General features: G+C 73.7%; 15 protein-coding genes and 2 pseudogenes. 10 read left to right on the forward strand and 7 right to left on the reverse strand.

The window, feature by feature from the left end:
* The first annotated feature begins 230 nt into the window (after positions 1–230).
* The 3 genes from ACZ7FF_RS07690 (at position 231) to ACZ7FF_RS07700 (ending at position 4012) form a co-directional block, all read left to right on the forward strand.
* Complete coding sequence (locus tag ACZ7FF_RS07690) at positions 231–1856, forward strand: ABC-F family ATP-binding cassette domain-containing protein (RefSeq protein ID WP_470810321.1); 1626 nt, start codon at positions 231–233, stop codon at positions 1854–1856.
* A gap of 176 nt (positions 1857–2032) precedes the next feature.
* The gene (gene ddaH, locus ACZ7FF_RS07695) at positions 2033–2809 is read left to right on the forward strand and encodes a dimethylargininase (RefSeq protein ID WP_470810322.1); all 777 of its coding nucleotides are present in this window, start codon (positions 2033–2035) and stop codon (positions 2807–2809) included.
* A gap of 228 nt (positions 2810–3037) precedes the next feature.
* Positions 3038–4012: an acyl-ACP desaturase gene (locus tag ACZ7FF_RS07700; RefSeq protein WP_470810323.1), complete on the forward strand. Its 975-nt coding sequence runs from the start codon at positions 3038–3040 to the stop codon at positions 4010–4012.
* Between the two features lie 44 nt (positions 4013–4056).
* Here the strand turns inward: ACZ7FF_RS07700 and ACZ7FF_RS07705 are convergent, their stop codons facing one another.
* Entirely contained in the window at positions 4057–4302 is a 246-nt protein-coding gene (locus tag ACZ7FF_RS07705; protein ID WP_470810324.1) for a WhiB family transcriptional regulator, read from the reverse strand.
* A 272-nt stretch (positions 4303–4574) separates the two neighbouring features.
* Here ACZ7FF_RS07705 and ACZ7FF_RS07710 point away from each other — a divergent pair, with 272 nt between their 5' ends.
* The gene (locus tag ACZ7FF_RS07710; RefSeq protein WP_470810325.1) at positions 4575–5366 is read left to right on the forward strand and encodes a VOC family protein; all 792 of its coding nucleotides are present in this window, start codon (positions 4575–4577) and stop codon (positions 5364–5366) included.
* A 183-nt stretch (positions 5367–5549) separates the two neighbouring features.
* On the opposite strand, the gene ACZ7FF_RS07715 is transcribed toward ACZ7FF_RS07710, so the two are convergent.
* The 3 genes from ACZ7FF_RS07715 to ligD all read right to left on the reverse strand — a co-directional run bounded on the left by ACZ7FF_RS07715 (position 5550) and on the right by ligD (position 8702).
* Positions 5550–6599, reverse strand: a complete 1050-nt coding sequence (locus ACZ7FF_RS07715; RefSeq protein ID WP_470810327.1) for a LacI family DNA-binding transcriptional regulator — start codon at positions 6597–6599, stop codon at positions 5550–5552.
* Positions 6600–6685: 86 nt separating this feature from the next.
* Positions 6686–7624, reverse strand: a complete 939-nt coding sequence (locus ACZ7FF_RS07720) for an ornithine cyclodeaminase family protein (RefSeq protein ID WP_470810328.1) — start codon at positions 7622–7624, stop codon at positions 6686–6688.
* Positions 7625–7682: 58 nt separating this feature from the next.
* Entirely contained in the window at positions 7683–8702 is a 1020-nt protein-coding gene (gene ligD, locus ACZ7FF_RS07725) for a non-homologous end-joining DNA ligase (RefSeq protein ID WP_470810330.1), read from the reverse strand.
* Between the two features lie 74 nt (positions 8703–8776).
* Between ligD and ACZ7FF_RS07730 the strand changes: the two genes are divergently transcribed.
* Positions 8777–9853, forward strand: coding sequence for an ATP-dependent DNA ligase (locus ACZ7FF_RS07730; RefSeq protein ID WP_470810331.1), 1077 nt, complete (start codon positions 8777–8779; stop codon positions 9851–9853).
* Between the two features lie 24 nt (positions 9854–9877).
* Here the strand turns inward: ACZ7FF_RS07730 and ACZ7FF_RS07735 are convergent, their stop codons facing one another.
* A complete protein-coding gene (locus ACZ7FF_RS07735; RefSeq protein ID WP_470810332.1) occupies positions 9878–11068 on the reverse strand; it encodes a zinc-dependent alcohol dehydrogenase in 1191 nt (396 codons plus the stop codon).
* A gap of 254 nt (positions 11069–11322) precedes the next feature.
* On the opposite strand from ACZ7FF_RS07735, the gene ACZ7FF_RS07740 reads away from it, so the two are divergent.
* Positions 11323–12324: a DUF3048 domain-containing protein gene (locus ACZ7FF_RS07740; RefSeq protein WP_470810334.1), complete on the forward strand. Its 1002-nt coding sequence runs from the start codon at positions 11323–11325 to the stop codon at positions 12322–12324.
* Positions 12325–12367: 43 nt separating this feature from the next.
* Here the strand turns inward: ACZ7FF_RS07740 and ACZ7FF_RS07745 are convergent.
* A pseudogene (locus ACZ7FF_RS07745) lies at positions 12368–12590 on the reverse strand (MarR family winged helix-turn-helix transcriptional regulator); the annotation flags it as partial.
* 29 nt (positions 12591–12619) lie between these two features.
* On the opposite strand from ACZ7FF_RS07745, the pseudogene ACZ7FF_RS07750 reads away from it, so the two are divergent.
* Positions 12620–12870, forward strand: a pseudogene (locus ACZ7FF_RS07750) (3-oxoacyl-ACP reductase); the annotation flags it as partial.
* Positions 12871–12984: 114 nt separating this feature from the next.
* Here ACZ7FF_RS07750 and ACZ7FF_RS07755 read toward each other — a convergent pair.
* Complete coding sequence (locus ACZ7FF_RS07755; protein WP_470810336.1) at positions 12985–15660, reverse strand: ATP-binding protein; 2676 nt, start codon at positions 15658–15660, stop codon at positions 12985–12987.
* 250 nt (positions 15661–15910) lie between these two features.
* Between ACZ7FF_RS07755 and ACZ7FF_RS07760 the strand changes: the two genes are divergently transcribed.
* The 3 genes from ACZ7FF_RS07760 (at position 15911) to ACZ7FF_RS07770 (ending at position 19395) form a co-directional block, all read left to right on the forward strand.
* Positions 15911–17140 carry an MFS transporter gene (locus ACZ7FF_RS07760; RefSeq protein WP_470810337.1) on the forward strand — a complete coding sequence of 410 codons (1230 nt, stop codon included), beginning with the start codon at positions 15911–15913 and terminating at the stop codon, positions 17138–17140.
* A complete protein-coding gene (locus ACZ7FF_RS07765) occupies positions 17137–18306 on the forward strand; it encodes an anhydro-N-acetylmuramic acid kinase (RefSeq protein ID WP_470810338.1) in 1170 nt (389 codons plus the stop codon). Before ACZ7FF_RS07760 ends, ACZ7FF_RS07765 begins: the two co-directional genes overlap by 4 nt.
* A gap of 90 nt (positions 18307–18396) precedes the next feature.
* A complete protein-coding gene (locus tag ACZ7FF_RS07770) occupies positions 18397–19395 on the forward strand; it encodes a DUF2510 domain-containing protein (protein WP_470810339.1) in 999 nt (332 codons plus the stop codon).
* Positions 19396–19407: the final 12 nt, after the last annotated feature.

The raw sequence follows: 19407 nt of genomic DNA on the forward strand, positions 1-19407 counted from the left end.
ACAGCGGTTCTGTTGCCGCCGATTGGAGAAGGACGTTGCTCGTCTGAGGTCCTGAGACACCGCGTCACACCCGTGAGGTGTGCGTGGCGTACGACCTCGGCGTTCGAGCCGTCCTCCGGCACAGGCCCTTTCTCGTTTCGGCCTCCTGGTGCCCAGGGCCCTTCGGTTCCCGCCTCGCGGTGTCTCGACACGCGCCCGCCCGACCGCACCCACCCCATCGCGAGGCCTCCATGTCATCATCCCTCACCTGCACGTCCCTCTCCTTCGCCTGGCCCGACGGCACCGCCGTGTTCGACGGGCTCGACATCGCCTTCGGACCCGGCAGGACCGGGCTCGTCGGCGTCAACGGATCGGGGAAGTCGACCCTGTTGAAGCTGCTGGCCGGCGAGCTCGCCGCGGCCGACGGCACGGTCAGGGTGGCCGGCGAGATCGGCTACCTCCCGCAGAACGTCACCCTCGACACCGCCCTCCGCGTCGACGAGGCCCTCGGCATCGCCGGACGGCGGGCCGCGCTGCACGCCATCGAGGCGGGCGACGTGGCCGAGGAGCACTTCGAGACGGTCGGCGACGACTGGGACGTCGAGGAGCGCGCCCTCGTCACGCTCGGCGAACTCGGCCTCGGCCACATCGGCCTGGACCGCACCGTCGGCGAGGTGTCCGGCGGCGAGTCGGTGCTGCTGCGGCTGGCCGCGCTGCTGCTGCGCCGCCCGGACGTGCTGCTGCTGGACGAGCCCACCAACAACCTCGACCTGTACGCGCGCCAGCGGCTGTACCAGGCCGTCGGGGCCTGGCCGGGCGTGCTGGTCGTGGTCAGCCACGACCGGGAACTGCTCGACCTGGTCGACCAGATCGCGGACCTGCGCTCCGGAGAGGTCACCTGGTACGGCGGCAACTTCTCGGCCTACGAGGAGGCCCTCGCCGTGGAGCAGGAGGCGGCCGAGCGGATGCTGCGCGTCGCCGAGGCCGATGTGCGCAAGCAGAAGCGCGAACTGGCCGACGCCCAGGTCAAACTGGCCCGCCGCAAGCGGTACGGGCAGAAGATGTACGAGTCCAAGCGCGAGCCGAAGATCGTCATGGGCGCGCGCAAACGGGCCGCCCAGGAGTCGGCGGGCAAGCACCGCATCATGCACGAGGAACGGCTCGCCGAGGCCAGGGACCGCCTGGACGAGGCGGTGGACGCGGTACGGGACGACGACGAGATCCGCGTCGAGCTGCCGTACACCGCCGTCCCGCCCGGCCGGCAGGTGCTGACGCTGCAGAACCTGGAAATGGCCTACCACGCGCGCGTGGAGGGCATTCTCGATCTGCGCGGTCCCGAGCGGATCGCGCTGGTCGGCCGCAACGGCGCCGGCAAGACGACGCTGCTGCGGACGGTCGCCGGGGAGCTGACGCCGCTGGCCGGCGAGGTGCTGGCACACGTCCCGCTGCGGTTCCTGCCCCAGCGGCTGGACGTGCTGGACGACGAGCGGACGGTGGTGGAGAACGTGGCCCGGTTCGCTCCGGGCGCCACCAACAACCGGATCCGGGCGCGCCTGGCCCGCTTCCTGTTCCGGGGCGCGCGGGCCGACCAGCGGGCGGCCACGCTGTCGGGCGGCGAGCGCTTCCGGGCCGCTCTGGCGGCGCTGATGCTCGCCGAACCCGCACCGCAACTGCTGCTGCTCGACGAGCCGACGAACAACCTCGACATGGCGAGCGTGCGGCAGCTGACCTCGGCCCTGGAGTCGTACGAGGGGGCGCTGCTCGTGGCCAGCCACGACCTGCCGTTCCTCGGGTCGATCGGCATCACCCGCTGGCTGCTGATGGAGAACGGAGAGCTGAAGGAGACCACACCGGAGGACATCGGGCATTTCGCCTAGCGGCGACCACGCCGGCACCGCGGTGACCGGCTCGGCCCTCCTCGCCGACACGGCGGATCTCAGGAGGGCCACAGCCTGACAACGGGGGTTTTGCCCTGGCCGTCGCGGACTGCATGATGGCGGACCGGTGCCGCACCGCAGGCGCCGGTCCGCACCACCGATTCGAAAGGCCCCTCGTGCCCAGCAAGAAGGCCCTGGTCCGCCGCCCCAGCCCCCGCCTCACCGAAGGCCTGGTGACGCACATCGAGCGGGAAAAGGTCGACCTGGGGCTCGCGGAAGAGCAGTGGGAGGCCTACGCCGAGGCGCTGCGTACCCACGGCTGGGAGACGATCGAGGTCGAACCGGCCGAGGACTGCCCGGACTCGGTGTTCGTCGAGGACGCCGTCGTCATGTTCCGGAACGTGGCGCTGATCACCCGGCCCGGTGCCGAGTCCCGGCGCGCCGAGACCGCCGGTGTCGAGGAGGCGGTGGCCCGGCTGGGCTGCTCGGTGAACTGGATCTGGGAGCCGGGCACGCTGGACGGCGGCGACGTGCTGAAGGTCGGCGACACGGTCTACGTCGGCCGGGGCGGGCGGACCAACGCGGCCGGTGTGCAGCAGCTGCGGGCCGCCTTCGAGCCGCTGGGCGCCCGGGTGGTGGCCGTGCCGGTGAACAAGGTGCTGCACCTGAAGTCGGCCGTGACCGCGCTGCCGGACGGCACGGTCATCGGGCACATCCCGAAGGTCGACCGGCCGTCGCTGTTCCCGGGGTTCCTGTCGGTCCCGGAGGAGTCCGGCTCGCACGTGGTGCTGCTCGGCGGCCACAAGCTGCTGATGGCGGCGAGCGCCCCGAAGACGGCGGAGTTGCTGACCGACCTCGGCCACGAGGTGGTCACGGTGGACATCGGCGAGTTCGAGAAGCTCGAGGGCTGTGTGACCTGTCTCTCGGTGCGCATGCGGGAGCTGTACACCTGACCGGGTGGAGGATCCACGCGAAGGGCCCCAGGACCTGCGGCTCCCGGGGCCCTTCGGCGTGTCCCCAACGCCCCGTCACGCGCGGGCTGATCAGCGATCTTTACGACAGCCTTAACCTACGGCTACGTAACCTACGGCCTCGTAGCCTACGATCACGTAGGTTCCGGCACCGCTCGCCGGTACGCCCATTCTCCTCTCCCCCTGCTTCGGCGTCCCCCTGGAGTTCCCGTGACGATCACCTCCCCTCACCTCGGCAGCCCGACCGCCTGGACCGACGCGCGGCTGCTGTACGCACTGGAGGAAGTGGTCGAGAAGGAACTGAACCGGCACCTGAAGGTCGCCAAGGACTGGATGCCGCACGAGTACGTGCCCTGGAGCGACGGGCGCAACTTCCCGGGCCTGTTCGAGGACGGCGAGGCCTGGGGCAAGGAACAGTCCAAGGTGACCGAGATCGGCCGCACCGCCCTCATCGTCAACCTGCTGACCGAGGACAACCTGCCGAGCTACCACCACGAGATCGCCTCGCTCTTCGGCCGCGACGGCGCCTGGGGCACCTGGGTGCACCGCTGGACGGCCGAGGAGGGCCGGCACGGCATCGTGATGCGGGACTACCTGCTGACCTCGCGCGCGGTGGACCCGGACAAGCTGGAGCAGTTCCGCATGTCCCACATGAGCGAGGGCTTCGAGTCCGACAACCGGCACTCGATGCTGCACTCGATCGCCTACGTCGCCTTCCAGGAGCTGGCGACCCGGATCTCGCACCGCAACACCGGCCACCAGTCCGGCGACCCGGTCTGCGACCGCATGCTCGCGCGCATCGCGACCGACGAGAACCTGCACATGGTCTTCTACCGCAACCTGCTGGGGTCGGCCTTCGAACTCGCCCCCGACCTGACGATGCAGGCCGTGCGGGACGTCGTCGTGAACTTCCGGATGCCCGGGCACGGCATCCCCGGCTTCGAGCGGGCCGCCGCGCAGATGGCGATCGGCGAGGTCTACAACCTGCGCATCCACCACGACGACGTGCTGCAGCCGGTGCTGCGCTTCCTGAAGGTCATGGAGATCGACGGCCTCGGCCCCGAGGGACGCCAGGCGCAGGAGGAACTCGGCCTGTTCATGGGCGGGCTGGACGCGGAGGCCTCGAAGTTCGACGAGAAGCTGGCCGCTCGGAAGGCCCGGATGGCGGCACGCGCCGCCGGCTGACACCGGTGGCCCCGGCCGGGCGGTCCGTTCCGGTCCCGGTCCGGTCAGCCGGAGGTGCGCCTGAGGGCGAGCCGTTCCTTCTCGGACAGGCCGCCCCAGACACCGAAGCGCTCGTCGTTGGCCAGCGCGTAGTCCAGGCAGGCCGCGCGCAGGTCGCACATCCCGCAGATGCGCTTCGCCTCGCGCACCGAGCTGCCCGGCTCGGGGAAGAAGAAGTCCGGCCCGGTCTGCGCGCACAGGGCCTGTGCCTGCCAGCTCTGGTCGGCCGGGGTGATCGTTTCGAAGTGCATGGGCAGGATCGTGCCGCCCGGTGAAAAACGTTCGATCAACGCGCGCTCAACGCCGCCCCCGGGGTTCCCGGCCGCGTCGATGATGCTCCCCGGGACCGGGCCTGCGCACGGCGGCGCGCACGGGAAGAACGAAAACCGGGTGAACGTGGGCGGTCACCCGGGGTGATGTCCGATGTCGGTCCGGCGCGTCGCGGTGCCCCGGCGGCGATTGTCGGTGGGCGGTGCCAGACTCGGCAGTGCAGAGGACGGGACCCCTTCGAGGAGGGCGACACATGCTCACCACCCGTTTCGTCAACGGCGCCCCGAACTGGATCGACATCGGCACTCCCGACATCGACGGCGCCCTCTCCTTCTACGGCGGGCTCTTCGGCTGGCAGTTCCAGTCCGCGGGCCCGGACGCCGGCGGCTACGGCTTCTTCCAGCTGGACGGCCGGACCGTCGCCGGCGGCATGCAGACCGGTCCCGACCAGGGGGCGCCGACCTGGACGGTGTACTTCCGGAGCGAGGACGCGCAGACCACCGCGAAAACGGTCGAACAGGCCCACGGCAGGGTGCTGTTCCAGCCCCTCGACGTGATGGGCGAGGGACGCATGGCGGTCCTCGCCGACCAGGCGGGCGTGTCGTTCGGCATCTGGCAGCCGGGCCGGACCAGGGGCGTGGACGTGGCGAACGAGCCGGGCGCGCTGTGCTGGGTCGAGCTGTACACGCCGGACATCGCGGCGGCGGCCGCCTTCTACCACCGGGTGCTCGGCCTGGAGACCTCGGCGGTGCCCTTCCCCGGCGGGACGTACACCTGCGTCAACCCGGGCGGTGGCGGGGAGGACTCGATGTTCGGCGGGATCGTGCCCCTGGCCGACGACCCGGCCGAGGCGGAGGGCCGGCCGTACTGGCTGCCGTACTTCGAGGTGGCGGACACCGACGCCGTGGCCGCGAAGGCCCAGGAGCTCGGCGGGACGGTGCGCATGCCGCCGACGACGGTGGAGGGCGTGGGCCGCATGGCCAAGTGCGCCGATCCCTACGGTGCCCGTTTCGCGGTGATCCGGAGCGAGTCCCCGCAGGACTGAGCCGCGGCCGGTCGGGAGCCAGTACCGCGACCGGAGGGGTCCACCGGCCCGCGACGCCCGGAGAACCTCTCCGGCCACGGCACCAGGGCCTGTCTGACCATTCCCGTCTGCCGCGCGACGCCATGCACGCACTCTCGCCGCGCGCCCGCCCTTCGGGCGACGGCGCGCATTGTCAGACAGGCCCTAGGCGGACGCGCGTCGTATCAGTGTGGTCGGCAGGACCACGCCGGGCGACGGCGTGTCGGCCGCCGGGTCGGCACGCCCCGCGCCGGGCGCGCCGCCCAGCAGGAGGCGGGCCATCAGCCGGCCCATCTCCTCGATGTCCTGACGGACCGTGGTCAGCGGCGGGTCGGCCTGCTCGGCGAGCGGCAGCATGTCGTCGAAGCCGATCACGGCGACGTCGTCGGGCACCCGTCGGCCGGTCTCCCGCAGGACGCGCAGGGCGCCGAGGGCCGTGAGGTCGTTGGCGGCGAACACCGCGTCCACGTCGGGGCAGCGGTCGAGGAGTTCCCGCATGGCGAGTTCGCCGCCGGCCGGCGTGAAGTCGCTCTCCACCACCAGCCCGGGACCGCCACCGGTGAGGTCGCCGACGACGTCCCGGTAGCCGTCGAGCCGGTCCACCGCCGAGGTCTGGTCCAGGGCACCCGTGATGTGCGCGATGCGCGTCCGGCCGAGGCCGGCGAGGTGGCGAACGGCCGCCCGGGCCCCGCCCCGGTTGTCGCTGTCCACGTACACCGCGGTGCCGGTGCCCTCCCGCCAGCCGGGCCGGCCGCCGAACACGGTGGGCACGCCGGCGTCCCGGATCAGGCCGGGCAGCGGGTCGTCGAGGTGCAGCGAGAAGACGAGTGCGCCGTCGACATGGCCGCCGGCGAGATACCGGGCGACGCGCGCGTGGTCGTCCCTGCCCTCGGTGAGGAGCAGGACCAGCTGGTTGTCGTGGACCGTCAGTTCCTTGCTGATGCCGCGCAGCTGGAGGGCGAAGAAGGGGTCGGTGAAGACCCGGGCCTCGGGTTCGGCGATGACGACCGCGACGGCGTCGTGCCGTTTGGTCACGAGGCTGCGCGCCGCCTGGTTGGGCACGTAGCCCAGCTCCTCGACGGCCTGGCGCACCCGCTCGGCCAGCGGCTCCCGGACGCCTTCCCCGCCGTTGACCACCCGCGACACGGTGGCCCGGGACACCCCGGCACGCGCGGCCACGGCCTCCAGCGTGGGACGCGACACTGCCTCGGTCACTGCGCGACTCCTCCTCAGCGGCTGGTGATCAGGATAACCGCGGGGTGGATCCGCCGTGGGTGCCTGGACGCAGGTCGCCCCAAGGTTCAGGCCAGCAGGTCGACGCTCGTCCCCAGACCTCTGCGCTCGGCCTCCTGCCAGGCCGGCCAGGCGAGGGCGAGGTCCTGCCAGGGGAGGCCCACGGGGGCGTACACGGTGCGCTGCGTGGCCGAGGCGCGCCCGGGACGGGTGCCGAGCAGCAGCTCGGCGAGGGTGGCGTCGGCCGTGGCCCTGACGAGGCCGGGATCGGTCAACGCGCCCATGTGCCGGGCCGTTTCGTGGTCGTCGACGACGAGGAGGGACGCGTCGAGCAGATCGGGGGCGAGCTCCCGTTTGCCGGGCTCGTCGGTGCCGAGGCTCGTGAAGTGCTGTCCGGGGCGGGTGTCCGCGAGGGCGAGCAGCGGTGCGCGGGACCAGGTCGCGAGCAGGACGACGTCGGCGGCCCCGGCCACCGCCGCCGCGGAGTCGAGGGCCCGGCCGCCGTGCCGCTCGGCGAACGCGGCGGCCCGTCCGAAGTCCGTGTCGTGCACGACGAGTCGGCGCGGCCGGTGCCCGCCCGCCAGGCCGCGCAGCGTCAACTCGGCCTGCGCGCCCGCCCCGATCACCCCGAGGACGTCGTACGCGGCCGGTGCCAGCAGCCGGGTTCCGAGGGCGGCGGCCAGTCCGGTCCGCCAGGCGGTGACGGTCGCCGAGTCCAGCAGCGCGAGCAGTTCCCCGTCCGTCCCGCTGTGCAGGCAGATCACACCGCGCAGGGCGGGTCGGGCGCCGGGGAACTTGGCGTTGACCTTCACCGTGTAGGCGTCGATGCCGGGCAGCAGGCCGGGGATGAGCGCCGTGGCGGTGCCGGAAAACGGCAGGTCGGTCCGCACCCGCCGGCCGGGCACGGCCGCGGCGCCGGCCACGCGGAAGCCGTCGCGCAGGGCGGTGAGACAGGCCGCCGGGTCCAGCACGGCCTCCAGATCGCTTCGGGTCAGTACTCGGGTCACCCCGGCATGATCGCGCACCGGGCCGCCGGGGGGCTGTCCGCGAGCGGTCCGGCGAGGGTCACGACGTGGGTTCGTGGCGGGCGCGGCTCGGCTGGACGCGTTTCGGTTCGCCCGGCATCTTCGGGTACTCCGGCGGGTACGGCAGATCGCCGAGGCCGTGGTCGTGCTCGTCCCGGCGGGCCAGCTCCAGCAGGGCCTCCAGGGAGTAGGCGTGCTCGTCCATGTCGGCGTGCACGTCGCCGAGTTCGGCGAACCGGGCCGGCATGGTGGCGATGTCGAAGTCGTCGGGGCGGGCGGCGCCGACCTCCTCCCAGCGCAGCGGCGCGGAGACGGGGGCGTGCGGGCGGGGCCGTACGGAGTAGGCGGAGGCGATGGTGCGGTCGCGGGCGGTCTGGTTGTAGTCCAGGAAGATGCGCTCGCCGCGCTCCTCCTTCCACCACTTGATGGTGACCTGTTCGGGCATGCGCCGTTCCATCTCCCGGCCGACGGCGATCGCGGCGCGACGCACCTGGGTGAACGTCCAGCGCGGTTCGATGGGCACGAAGACGTGCAGGCCGCGGCCGCCGGAGGTCTTGGGCCAGCCGCGCAGCCCGCCGAACTCGTCCAGCACGGCGCGCAGTTCGTGGGCGGCGCGGACGGCGTCGGTGTAGTCGGTGCCGGGCTGCGGGTCGAGGTCGATGCGGAGTTCGTCGGGGTGGTCGACGTCGGTGGCGCGCACCGGCCAGGGGTGGAAGGTGAGGGTGCCGTACTGCGCGGCCCACACCACGGCGGCCTCCTCGGTGGGGCACATCTCGTCGGCGCTGCGTCCGCTGGGGAAGGTGATGTGGGCGGTCGGGATCCAGTCGGGCATGCCCTTGGGCGCCCGTTTCTGGTAGAACCACTCGCCGCCGATGCCGTCGGGGTAGCGCTCCAGGGTGGTGGGGCGGTTGCGCAGGGCGCGCAGGATGCCGGGGCCCACGGCGACGTAGTACCGGGCGAGGTCCAGCTTGGTGAAACCACGCTCCGGGAAGAACACCTTGGCCGGGCTGGACAGCCGTACGGTCCGCCCGGCCACGTCCAGTTCCACCGCTTCGCCCATGCGGCCACCGTAGGCGCACCCCGCACGGCTCGCACACCGGGCGAAGGCGGAGGGGCGCGAGCAGAATCGGAGCCATGGATCTGCCGGTCATGCCGCCCGTGAAGCCGATGCTCGCCAAGTCGGTGGCGAGGATCCCGCCCGGTATGCACTACGAGGCGAAGTGGGACGGGTTCCGTTCGATCGTGTTCCGGGACGGGGCCGAGATCGAGCTGGGCAGCCGCACCGGGAAGCCGCTCACCAGGTACTTCCCCGAGCTGGTCGCGGCGCTCGCGGAGCGGGTGCCCGAGCGGTGCGTGCTCGACGGGGAGATCGTGATCGCGCGCGGCGGCCGGCTGGACTTCGACGCGCTGACCGAGCGCATCCACCCGGCCGCCTCCCGGGTGCGGACGCTGGCCGAGCGCACCCCGGCCTCCTTCGTCGCCTTCGACCTGCTCGCGCTGGGCGACCGGGCCCTGCTCGACGAACCGCTGACCGAGCGCCGGGCCCTGCTGGACGGGGCCCTCGCCGGTGCGACTCCTCCGGTGCACCTGGCACCGGCGACGACGGACCTCCAGGTGGCGGAGCAGTGGTTCGAGCGGTTCGAGGGCGCCGGTCTCGACGGGGTCGTGGCCAAGCCGCTCACCCTGCGCTACCGGCAGGACGAGCGGGCCATGTTCAAGATCAAGCACGAGCGGACGGCGGACGTCGTCGTGGCCGGGTACCGCTTCCACAAGAGCGGCCCCGTGGTGGGCTCGCTGCTCCTGGGCCTGTACGACGACGGGGGCAGGCTCCAGCACGTGGGCGTGTCCGCCGCCTTCGCCATGAAGAGGCGCGCCGAACTGGTCGAGGAGCTGGAGCCGCTGCGGATGGACGACGCCGCCGGGCACCCCTGGGCGGCCTGGTCGGACGAGTCCGCGCACGAGACGGCCAGGCTGCCGGGCGCGCCCAGCCGCTGGTCCGGCAAGAAGGACCTGTCCTGGGTGCCGCTCCGCCCGGAGCGGGTGGCCGAGGTCGCCTACGATCACATGGAGAACGGGCAGCGCTTCCGGCACACGGCCCGCTTCCGCCGCTGGCGTCCGGACCGCACCCCCGAGAGCTGCACCTACGGCCAACTGGAGGAGCCGGTGCGCTACGACCTGGCGGAGATCCTGGGCGAGAAGGACCGCGGCTGAGCCCGCGGTCCCGGGACAGCACACCTAGGGCTGCATGAGGATCTTGATGGCGCCGTCCTGCTTGTGCTGGAACATCTCGTAGGCGTGCGCCGCGTCGGCCAGCGGCAGCCGGTGCGTGGCGAAGTCCTGGACGCCCAGCGGGTCCTCGTCCGTCAGGTACGGCATGATCTCGTCGGTCCAGCGGCGTACGTTGGCCTGTCCCATGCGCATCTGGATCTGCTTGTCGAACAGGGTGAGCATCGGCATCGGGTCGGCCATGCCGCCGTACACGCCGCTGAGCGATATGGTGCCGCCCCGCCGCACCAGCTCGATCGCCATGTGGAGGGCGCCGAGCCGGTCGATGCTGAAGCGTTCGGCGAGCGGCGCGCTGAGCTTGCGGGGCAGCAGGCCGGTGGCCGTCTGGGCGAGCTTGGCGGCGGCGCTGCCGTGGGCCTCGGTGCCGACGGCGTCGATCACCGCGTCCGGGCCCCGGCCGCCGGTCTCGTCGCGGATCGCGTGGATCAGCTCCTTCTCGTCGTCGAAGGCCCTGAGGTCGTACGTCTCCACGCCCCGGCGCTTCGCCCGGGCGAGCCGTTCGGGCACCAGGTCGATGCCGAAGACCCGTTCGGCGCCGCGGGCCTTGGCGATCCGGCAGGACATGTCGCCGATCGGGCCGAGGCCGAGGACGGCGAGGGTGCCGCCGGGCGGTACGGCGGCGTACTCGACCGCCTGCCAGGCGGTGGGCAGCACGTCGGAGAGGTACACGAAGCGGTCGTCCGGCGGGCCCTCGGGCACCTTGATGGGGCCGAACTGCGCCTGCGGCACCCGCAGGTACTCGGCCTGGCCGCCGGGCACGGCGCCGTACAGACGGGTGTAGCCGAACAGGGCCGCACCCATGCCCTCGCCGGTGACCTGTGTGGTCTCGCACTGGGTGGGCAGCCCGGTCGAGCACATGAAGCAGTGCCCGCAGGCGATCTGGAACGGCACCACGACCCGGTCGCCGCGCCGCAGGTTCGTCACCTCCGGGCCGACCTCCTCGACGATGCCCATGGGCTCGTGGCCGAGGATGTCCCCGGGGGTCATGAACGGGGTGAGCACCTCGTACAGGTGCAGGTCCGAGCCGCACAGTCCGGTGGACGTGATGCGGATGACGGCGTCCGTGGGCTCCTCGATGCGTGGGTCGGGCACGTCCTCGACCCGTACGTCCCGCCTGCCCTGCCAGGTGACTGCCTTCATGGGGTCGCGCTCCCTCGGTCGCGTGGCGCGCCGGAAGTCCCTGGCGCGTCCGTTGGTCGCGGGCGCACCGGTATGCCCCGGCGCGTCCGTTTCGGGATGGCGCCCGGGTACCCGTGCGCATCGGCGCCGAACCCCCAGGCCGGCACGGGCGGCCGTGCTCGCGGTACGCGGCTGCGGCCCGGGCGCGCGAGCGCGGGGGCCATGTATGGCCAGCGATGCCCCTATGAGCGCACAATCGGACAAACACGAACGGGGTGGCGACGGTGAATTCCGGACACAGGACGTGCACGAGACGCACCGCGCCGACGGCGGCACTGCTGGCCGCCGTGCTGACGGTCTCCCTCACCGCGGGCTGCACCCACCACGGCCAGACCGGCGGCCGCACTCCGCAGCGCACCTCGCGGGCGGCCCCTACTCCGACGCCCTCCCGGTCGGCCGCCGCCGGCTCCCCGCTCGCCGTGAAGATCGACAACGTGTCCGCGGCCCGCCCGCAGACCGGGCTCGACGCGGCCGACGTGGTGTACGCCGAACAGGTGGAGGGCGGCCTGAGCCGACTGCTGGCGGTGTACGCGACCAGGCTCCCGAAGGCCGTCGGACCGGTGCGCAGCGCCCGCGAGTCCGATCTGGAGCTGTTGCGCCAGTTCACCCGGCCCTACCTCGCCTTCTCGGGCGCCCAGCACAAGCTGCTGCCGCTCATCGACAGGGCGCCCCTGCGCGCCGAGTCGCCCGACGAGGCCCCGCGCGCCTACTACCGCGGCACCGCGAAGGCCGCGCCGCACAACCTCTATCTGCACCCCTCGGCTCTGCTGCGCTCCGCCCCGGGCCGGGCCGCGCTGACCACGGGCTTCCGCTACGGCCCCGCGGCGTCCGGCGGCACCCCGGTGACCTCGCGCACCGTGCGCTACCCGGCGGCGCGCTTCACCTTCACCTGGTCCGCCGCGCGGCACGGCTGGCTGGTCGCGATGGACGGCACGCCCACGGCGACGACGGACGGTTCCCGGCCGGCCCCGGCGACGGTCGTCGTGCAGTACGTGAAGATCCGTGCCTCGCGGTTCCACGACGTGCTCGGCAACAGCACGCCGTACACCGTGACGGTCGGCTCCGGGAGGGCGGAGGTGCTGCGTGACGGGCGGGCCTTCGCCGCCACCTGGTCACGGCCGGCCGCGACGGACGGCACGACGTTCACCGCGGCGGACGGCGGCCCCTTGGACTTCGCCGCCGGCCAGGTGTGGGTGGTGTTCGCGCAGGCCCGGTGAGGCATCCGGCCGTCGGCGCCGGGGCCGTTCGGGCCTGCCGGCCGGCCGGCGCCTCCGCCGGGTTGCGCAGGCCCTCGGCCGCGTCCGCGACCCGGCGGACCAGGTCGAGGAAGACGCCCTGCTCCTCGGGGGACAGCGGGGAGGAACACCTGGTTCATCCGGGCGACGCGCACGGCCAGCCTGCGGTGGCCGCGCAGTCCCTCGTCGGTGAGGCGCAGCAGGAAGCGCCGGCCGTCCTCCGGGTCGCGTAACTTGCCGCGAGGGCCTGGAGTGGCTGGTGGAGAGCGCCGAAGCGGGCATCGGGGTGTCGGTCAACGTGCTGCACCCGGCCACCTACATGGACACCGGGACGGTCCGCGAGGGCGGGGTCACCCCTGGAACACGGGCGCCGACGGGGCACCGGGCGTGCTGGCCCTGGCCGCGCCGGAGCCGGGCAGCGGCGGCTCCTTCGACGGGACGCGCCCGGCGCGCGCCCACGAGGCGACGTACGACCCGCAGGTCCGCGCGCGCCTGGCGGCGGTCACCGAGCAACTGCTCGCCATGTGAGGCGGTCGCGGCACAAGGGCTTGTCTGACAATGCGTGTCGTCGCCCGAAGGGCGGCCGCGCGGCGAGCGTGCGTGCATGGCGCCGCGCGGCAGACGGGAATCGTCAGACAGGCCTTAGCGCGTCCTCCCCGCCTGCAGCGCCTCCCTCGCCTGTGCCACCAGTCCGTCGGCGCCGCAGGACCGCGCCAGGTCGAGGCCGCGGTTCAGCTCGGTGACGGAGCCCGCGGCGATCCCGTGCTCGATGCGGGCGGCCGCGTGCTCGTACTGGCACGGGGAGGCTTCCAGGTAGGTGACGGCCCGGGCGGCGAGCTGGACCGCCCGCTGCCCGGTCTCCAGGGCGGCGGCGCAGCGCAGGGCCTCGCCGATCGCGGTGTCCGTGCCGAAGCGTTCGGCCTGTCTGCGGGCGTCGGCGGCGAGCCGGGCGGCTCGGGCCGGGTCCTGGTCGGCGAGGGCCTTGGCGAGGTCGATCGACCAGGGCGCGAGGACGGGGTTGTGGCCGCCGCGCGACGCGGCGGTCTTCTCGGCGGCCTCCAGCTCGTTGACACCCTCCTTCGTACGGCCCACGGCGAGCAGCAGCCGGCCGCGCACGGAGCGGATGTCGGGGAGCACGATGGTGGAGGGGTAGGGCGGGGCGAAGCCGTACTGTTCGGCGATCGACCAGGCCTCCTCGACCCGGCCGCGGGCCAGCAGGGTGTCGACCAGCCCGCAGCTGGCGGACCAGTACAACGGCAGGCGGCGCCCGACGCGTTCGGCGAGGACGAGGGCCTCGCGCAGGGTGGACTCGGCGTCCCGGAGGCGGCCCTGCCTGCGGTAGGCGAGACCGAGGAAGGCGTTGGCCAGGGAGAGGTGCCCGCCGCGCCAGCCGGCGCCGGTGTAGACGCGCAGGGCCTCGGCGAAGAGGCTCTCGGCGCGGTCCAGCCGGTCGGCGTAGGCGTACGCGCTGCCGAGCATCATCAGCAGCTCCATGCCCCACTCGGGGTCGGTCCAGCCGAGGCCGGGCGCGAGACGGCCGTTGACGAGGGCCCGGTCGCACAGATCCAGGACCTCGGCGGCGCTCTCACCGTGGGTCATCGCGTCGAAACCGCGCAGGATCAGCAGGGCGCGTTCGGCGTTGTCGCGGCCGGTGCAGGTGGCGGCGAGCTCGGCCAGCCGCCGGGAGCGGGCCGGGGACACGGTCTCGCCGTGGATGCCCTCCCACATGAACTGCACGGCCTGCAGCCGCATCCGGACGGGGCCCGGCTCGTGCCGGGCGGCCTCGGCCTCGACGGTGCGGACGGCCTCCTCCAGCTGGTCGTTGTGGAGCAGCGCCTGGGAGAGCCGGACGACCGCGTCGACGCGCCGGTCGGTGTCCAGGCCGGGCATGGCGAGCGCGTACTGCAGGTGGTCGATGGTGACGGCGGGCGCGGTGAGCAGGGTGGCGCAGCCGAGTTCGTAGAGGACGTGGGCGTGCACGTCGGGGCGCGGCGGTTCCTCGAGGGCGCGTTCCAGGCAGACGCGGGCCGCGTCGGGCGCGCCGACGGCGAGGTTCTCGCGGGCGGCCTCGCGCAGCTGCTCGACGAGTTCCTCGTCGTCGTCCGGGTGGACCTTGAGCAGGTGCCGGGCGGCCTCGGCGGCGCCGCGTCCCATCTCGGTGATGATCTGGGCGGCGACGCCGTGCATGGCGGTGCACACGGCCGCCGGGATGGAGTTGTAGACGTCGGTGGCGATGAGCGGGTGGACGAACTCCAGCTCGCCGTCCTCCCGTTCGGCGGCGGGGTCGGGCCGGGTGAGGATGCGGGCGTTGCAGAGGAGTTCCCCGCAGCGCCGGGCGATGTCGTCGTTCATGGTGGCGAGGCGGGCGACCATGTCGACGGTGATGCCGGTGCCGAGGATGGCGGCGGCCCAGGCGAACCGGGTGGCCTCCAGGCCGAGGCTCTTGAGCCGGTCGACGAGACCGCCGCCGCGGGCGGCGCGGTTGAGGGCGCGCAGTTCCCCGGCCCGGGCCTCCACGGGCTGCAGTTCGCTGTCCTGCACCTTGGCGAGCAGTTCGACGGCCTCGTAGGGGTTGCCCGCGGTGACGGCCCAGACCTCGCGGCAGAACGCGTCGTCGGCGTGCCGTCCGAGGGTGCCGCGGGTGAGCCCCGCGGCGGCGTCGGGGGTGAGGGCACGCAGGTTGCCGACCGGGAGGCCCGCGGCGGCGGCGACCGCCTCTAGGTGACGGGCGCTTTCCCCGCTGACCTCGCCGGGCCGGCGGGCGACCACGACGAGGACGGACAGGTCGTCCAGGCGGCCGGCGAACGCGGCGAGCCAGCGCAGGCTCTCCTGGTCGGCCCAGTGCGCGTCGTCGATCAGCAGCACGAGGGGCCATTCGCGGCGGGCGAGCCGGCGCACCGCCGCGACGAGTCCGTCGCACACGTACTGGGGGTCCGCGCTGCCCTCCTGGGGATCCGCTATGCCGAGGGCGGGACCGGCGATGTCGTACCAGTCGCCGAGGTACTCGCGGGCCTCTCCGGGCAGGAGGGACAGCAGTGCGGGCTGGAGCAGCTGCCGTACGACGTTGAACGGCACGGACCTCAGGGTCTCGGCGCCGCGCGCGGACCACACCGTGCAGCCGCGGCGTTCGGCGATGCGGCGCGTCTCGGCCAGCAGCGCGGTCTTGCCGAGCCCGGCCTCGCCGCGGAACACCAGCAGACCGCCCCCGGACGACTGGTCGGCGCACAGGACGTCGAGCGCCTGTGCGACGGTGGCGATCTCCGCGTCCCGCTCCCACAGGGAAGCCGAGGCGGCCGCAGGCGGCCGTCCCTCCGTCATCCCGTTACCTCCCCAGGTCGCCCGAATGACGTACAGACCACGAGCGTAGCCGTCCGGTGGGATGTGTGGTGGCCGGTCGGGACAGCTGTTGCCCCGCCGGGTGAAAGCGAGGGCGGGCGGGCGACGCCGAACCGGCCCGACCAGCCGGTCAGCAGCGGACGGAGCGTCAACAGTGGCCAATACGAGTCGGGTTCCGGACCGCCGGGCGGGGCGGCGGGGCCCCGGGGTGCGGGCGGTGGCGGCGGGGTCGGTGGGGAACTTCGTCGAGTGGTACGAGTTCGCCGTCTACGGCTTTCTGGCAACGGTGCTGGCCGACCGGTTCTTCACCCCCGCGGGCGGCGGCGCGGCGGAGGGGCTGGTGCGGACGTACGCCTCGTTCGCGCTGGCGTTCTTGTTCCGGCCGGTGGGCGCGGTCCTGTTCGGCAGGCTGGGCGACCGGTGGGGGCGGCGGCCGGTGCTGATCGGGGTCGTGACGCTGATGTCGGGCGCGACGGCGCTGATCGGGCTGCTGCCGACGTACGGCACGGTGGGCGTGATCGCGCCGTGGCTGCTGACCTCGCTGAGGGCCGTTCAGGGACTGGCGGCGGGCGGTGAGTTCGGGGGCGCGGTGGCGCTGCTGACGGAGTTCGCCCCGCCTGGGCGGCGCGGGCTGTACGGGGCGTGGCAGTCGTTCACGGTGGCGCTGGGGCTGCTGGCCGGGGCGGGGGCGACGGCCCTGACGGCCTCCGTGCTCGGTGCCGCCCGGCTGTCCGAATGGGGGTGGCGGCTGCCGTTCCTGCCGGCCCTGCCGTTGGGCCTGGTGGCGCTGTGGCTGCGGGTGGGGCTGCCGGAGACCCCCGTCTTCCTGGACCGTGCCGAGCGGCCCGAGGCCCGGCTCGGGCGCGGGGCGCTGGTGCTGGCGGGGGCCCGGGTCGCGGGGTGGTGCGCGGCCGGGTACACCTTCCTGATCGTGCTGCCGTCGTATCTGCAGGCCTCGCTGCACGCGGACCTGGGGCAGGCGCTGCTGGCCGCGGTGCCGGCCAACGCCGGGTTCGCGGCCGCGATCCTGCCCGCGGGGCTGCTCAGCGACCGGGTGGGACGGCGGCCGGTGCTGTTCGCGGGTGCCGCGCTGGTGGTGGTGACGGCCCTGCCGCTGCTCGGCCTGCTGCGGGACCCGGGGGTCTCCCCGCCGGTCAAGGCCCTGGCGCTGGCGGGCGCGGGCGCGGTGGTGGGGCTGATGGCGGGGCCGGGTCCCGCGCTGCTGGCCGAGATGTTCCCGGCGCGGGTGCGCTGGACGGGGCTCGGGCTCGCGTACGCCGTGTCGAACGCCGTGTTCTCCGGCTGCGCGGGGCTGGTGATCACCGAGGCGGTGCGGCGCACCGGTGACCCGGACGTGCCCGCCTACTACGCGGCGGCGGCCTGCGCGGTCAGCGCGGCCGCCCTGCTCGGACCCGCTCCGGAGGTGCCGGCGCGGACTGCGACGGAGGTGCGTGACGGATGAGGGTGATCGGGCTGATGTCGGGGACGTCGTACGACGCGGTCGACGCGGCGGCGGCCGATCTGCGGCTGGACGGCGACACGCTGGAGCTGCGGTCCCTGGGGATGGTCAGCACGCCGTACGAGGAGGCGCTGCGCGCGGCGCTCACCGCGGCGCTGCCGCCGGCCGCCGCGGGCCTGGCCGCGGTGTGCCGGCTCGACACCGGCATCGGGCGGGCGTTCGCGGCGGCGGCCGTCCGGGCGGACGCCGAACTGTGCTCGGGCCGCTCGGAGTTGGTGGCCTCGCACGGGCAGACCGTCTACCACGGAGTGGCCGACGGCCGGGTGTACGGGACGCTCCAGCTCGGCCGGCCCGCGTGGATCGCCGAGGCGACGGGGCTGCCCGTGGTCGCGGACTTCCGCGCCCGGGACGTCGCGGCGGGCGGCCAGGGCGCCCCCCTGGTCAGCCTGGTGGACCTGTTGTGGCTGCGCGGCAGGCCGGGTCGGCCGGTGGCGCTGAACATCGGCGGCATCGCCAATCTGACCGCGCCGGACGGGACGGCCTTCGACACCGGTCCCGGCTGTGCGCTGCTGGACGCGGCGGCCCGGGAGTTCAGCGGCGGGCGGCTGGCGTACGACGCGGACGGCGCCCTCGCCGCACGGGGCCGGCCGGACCCGCGGTTGCTGGACCGGCTGCTCGCGGAGCCGTACTACGCGCTGCCGGCGCCGAGGACGACCGGCAAGGAGCTGTTCCACGCCGGGTACCTGCGGGCGGCGGGCGCCTTCGACGGCGGGTGCGCCGAGGACGTCCTGGCCACGCTCACGCTGCTGACGGCGCGGACGGTCGCGGACGCGGTGCGGTCCGTCGGGGCGACCGAGGTGATCGCCTCCGGCGGGGGCGTCCGCAACCCGGTGCTGGCCGGCCTGCTCCGGGAGCGGCTCGCGGGGATCCCGGTGCGCTCCTCGGACGAGCTGGGTCTGCCGGCCGCCGCGAAGGAGGCGCTCGCCTTCGCGGTCCTCGGTTTCCTGACCGTCCACGGCCTGCCGGGCACCGACCCGCGCAGCACGGGCGCCCGCCGGCCCAGCGTGCTGGGGTCGGTGACCCCGGGGCGGGCGGGGTTCCGGCTGCCGCCGGCCGCGGCGCGGGGACCGCGGCGGCTGGTGGTGAAGAGCGTCACAGGGCAGGGGTAGGCGAAGAATTCCCGGGCGAAATGCTCGATTTGCTCGATTGGTCGGGGATCCTCTCATCCCGCTTTCACCGTCGCCTCATACGGTGGTCGCATGACGCAGGTGACTCCCCCCGGGTGGTACCCCGACCCCGGGCAGACGAATGACGGTCCGCCCACCGAGCGCTGGTGGGACGGCAAGGCCTGGACGGACCAGACCCGCCCCGCCGGGACGGCCGCCGCGTGGGGTCCTGCGGCACAGCCGGCACCGTCCGCCGCCCCGGGGTACGGCGCGTACCCCGGGCACCAGGGGTACCCGTCGTACCCCGCCCCTCCGTCGGCGTCCCCCCGGCGCGGTCTGCGCATCGGCATAGCCGTCGCGGCGGCGGCCGCGGTACTGGTCAGCATCGGGGTCGGCGTCTACGCCCTCACCAGGAGCGACGGCGGCAGCGACCGTGCCGGCTCGCAGCAGGGGCAGGACGGCGGCCAGGGCGGGTTCGGCGGTCCCGGCGGCGGCCCCGGGGGCTCCGGCGGACCGGGCGGCGCCTCGCCCTCGCCGGGGCAGACCCAGACGCCCAAGATCAAGGGCGGCGGGACCGTGCCCGACCCGGTCAACGGGATCAGCCTGCCGGTGCCCGAGGGCTGGACCGGGCAGACGATCAGCGTCGGCGCGCAGGTGACCTCCGACAACTCCTACAAGTGCCCGGGCAACAGCTCCCAGACGTGCACGGCGGGCGGCGCCTACACGGCCCCGGCCGAGGCGCTGAACATCGAGGGCAGCACCGCGGAGCAGGTCGCCAAGGCGGACATCGCGGCCAACGCCAAGGAGTCGTACGGCGGTGACACCTACGGCAGCATCACCTCGCACCAGGTACTGGCCTCCCAGGCGGTGACGGTGGCCGGGCAGAAGGGCTACCTGGTGCGCTGGAAGGCGGTCACCAGCAAGGGCGCGGACGGCCTGGTCGAGTCGGTCGCCTTCCCCTCGCCCAACGACGCCAAGCAGATGGTCGTGGTGCGCTTCGGCATCGACGAGGGCCAGAAGACGTCGGTCATCGACGACATCATCAAGGGGATCAAGGTCTCGTCCGGCGGCGGCGACGGGCAGACCGTCTGAGCGGGTGATTCG

The organism is Streptomyces sp. NPDC037126, from assembly GCF_055605965.1.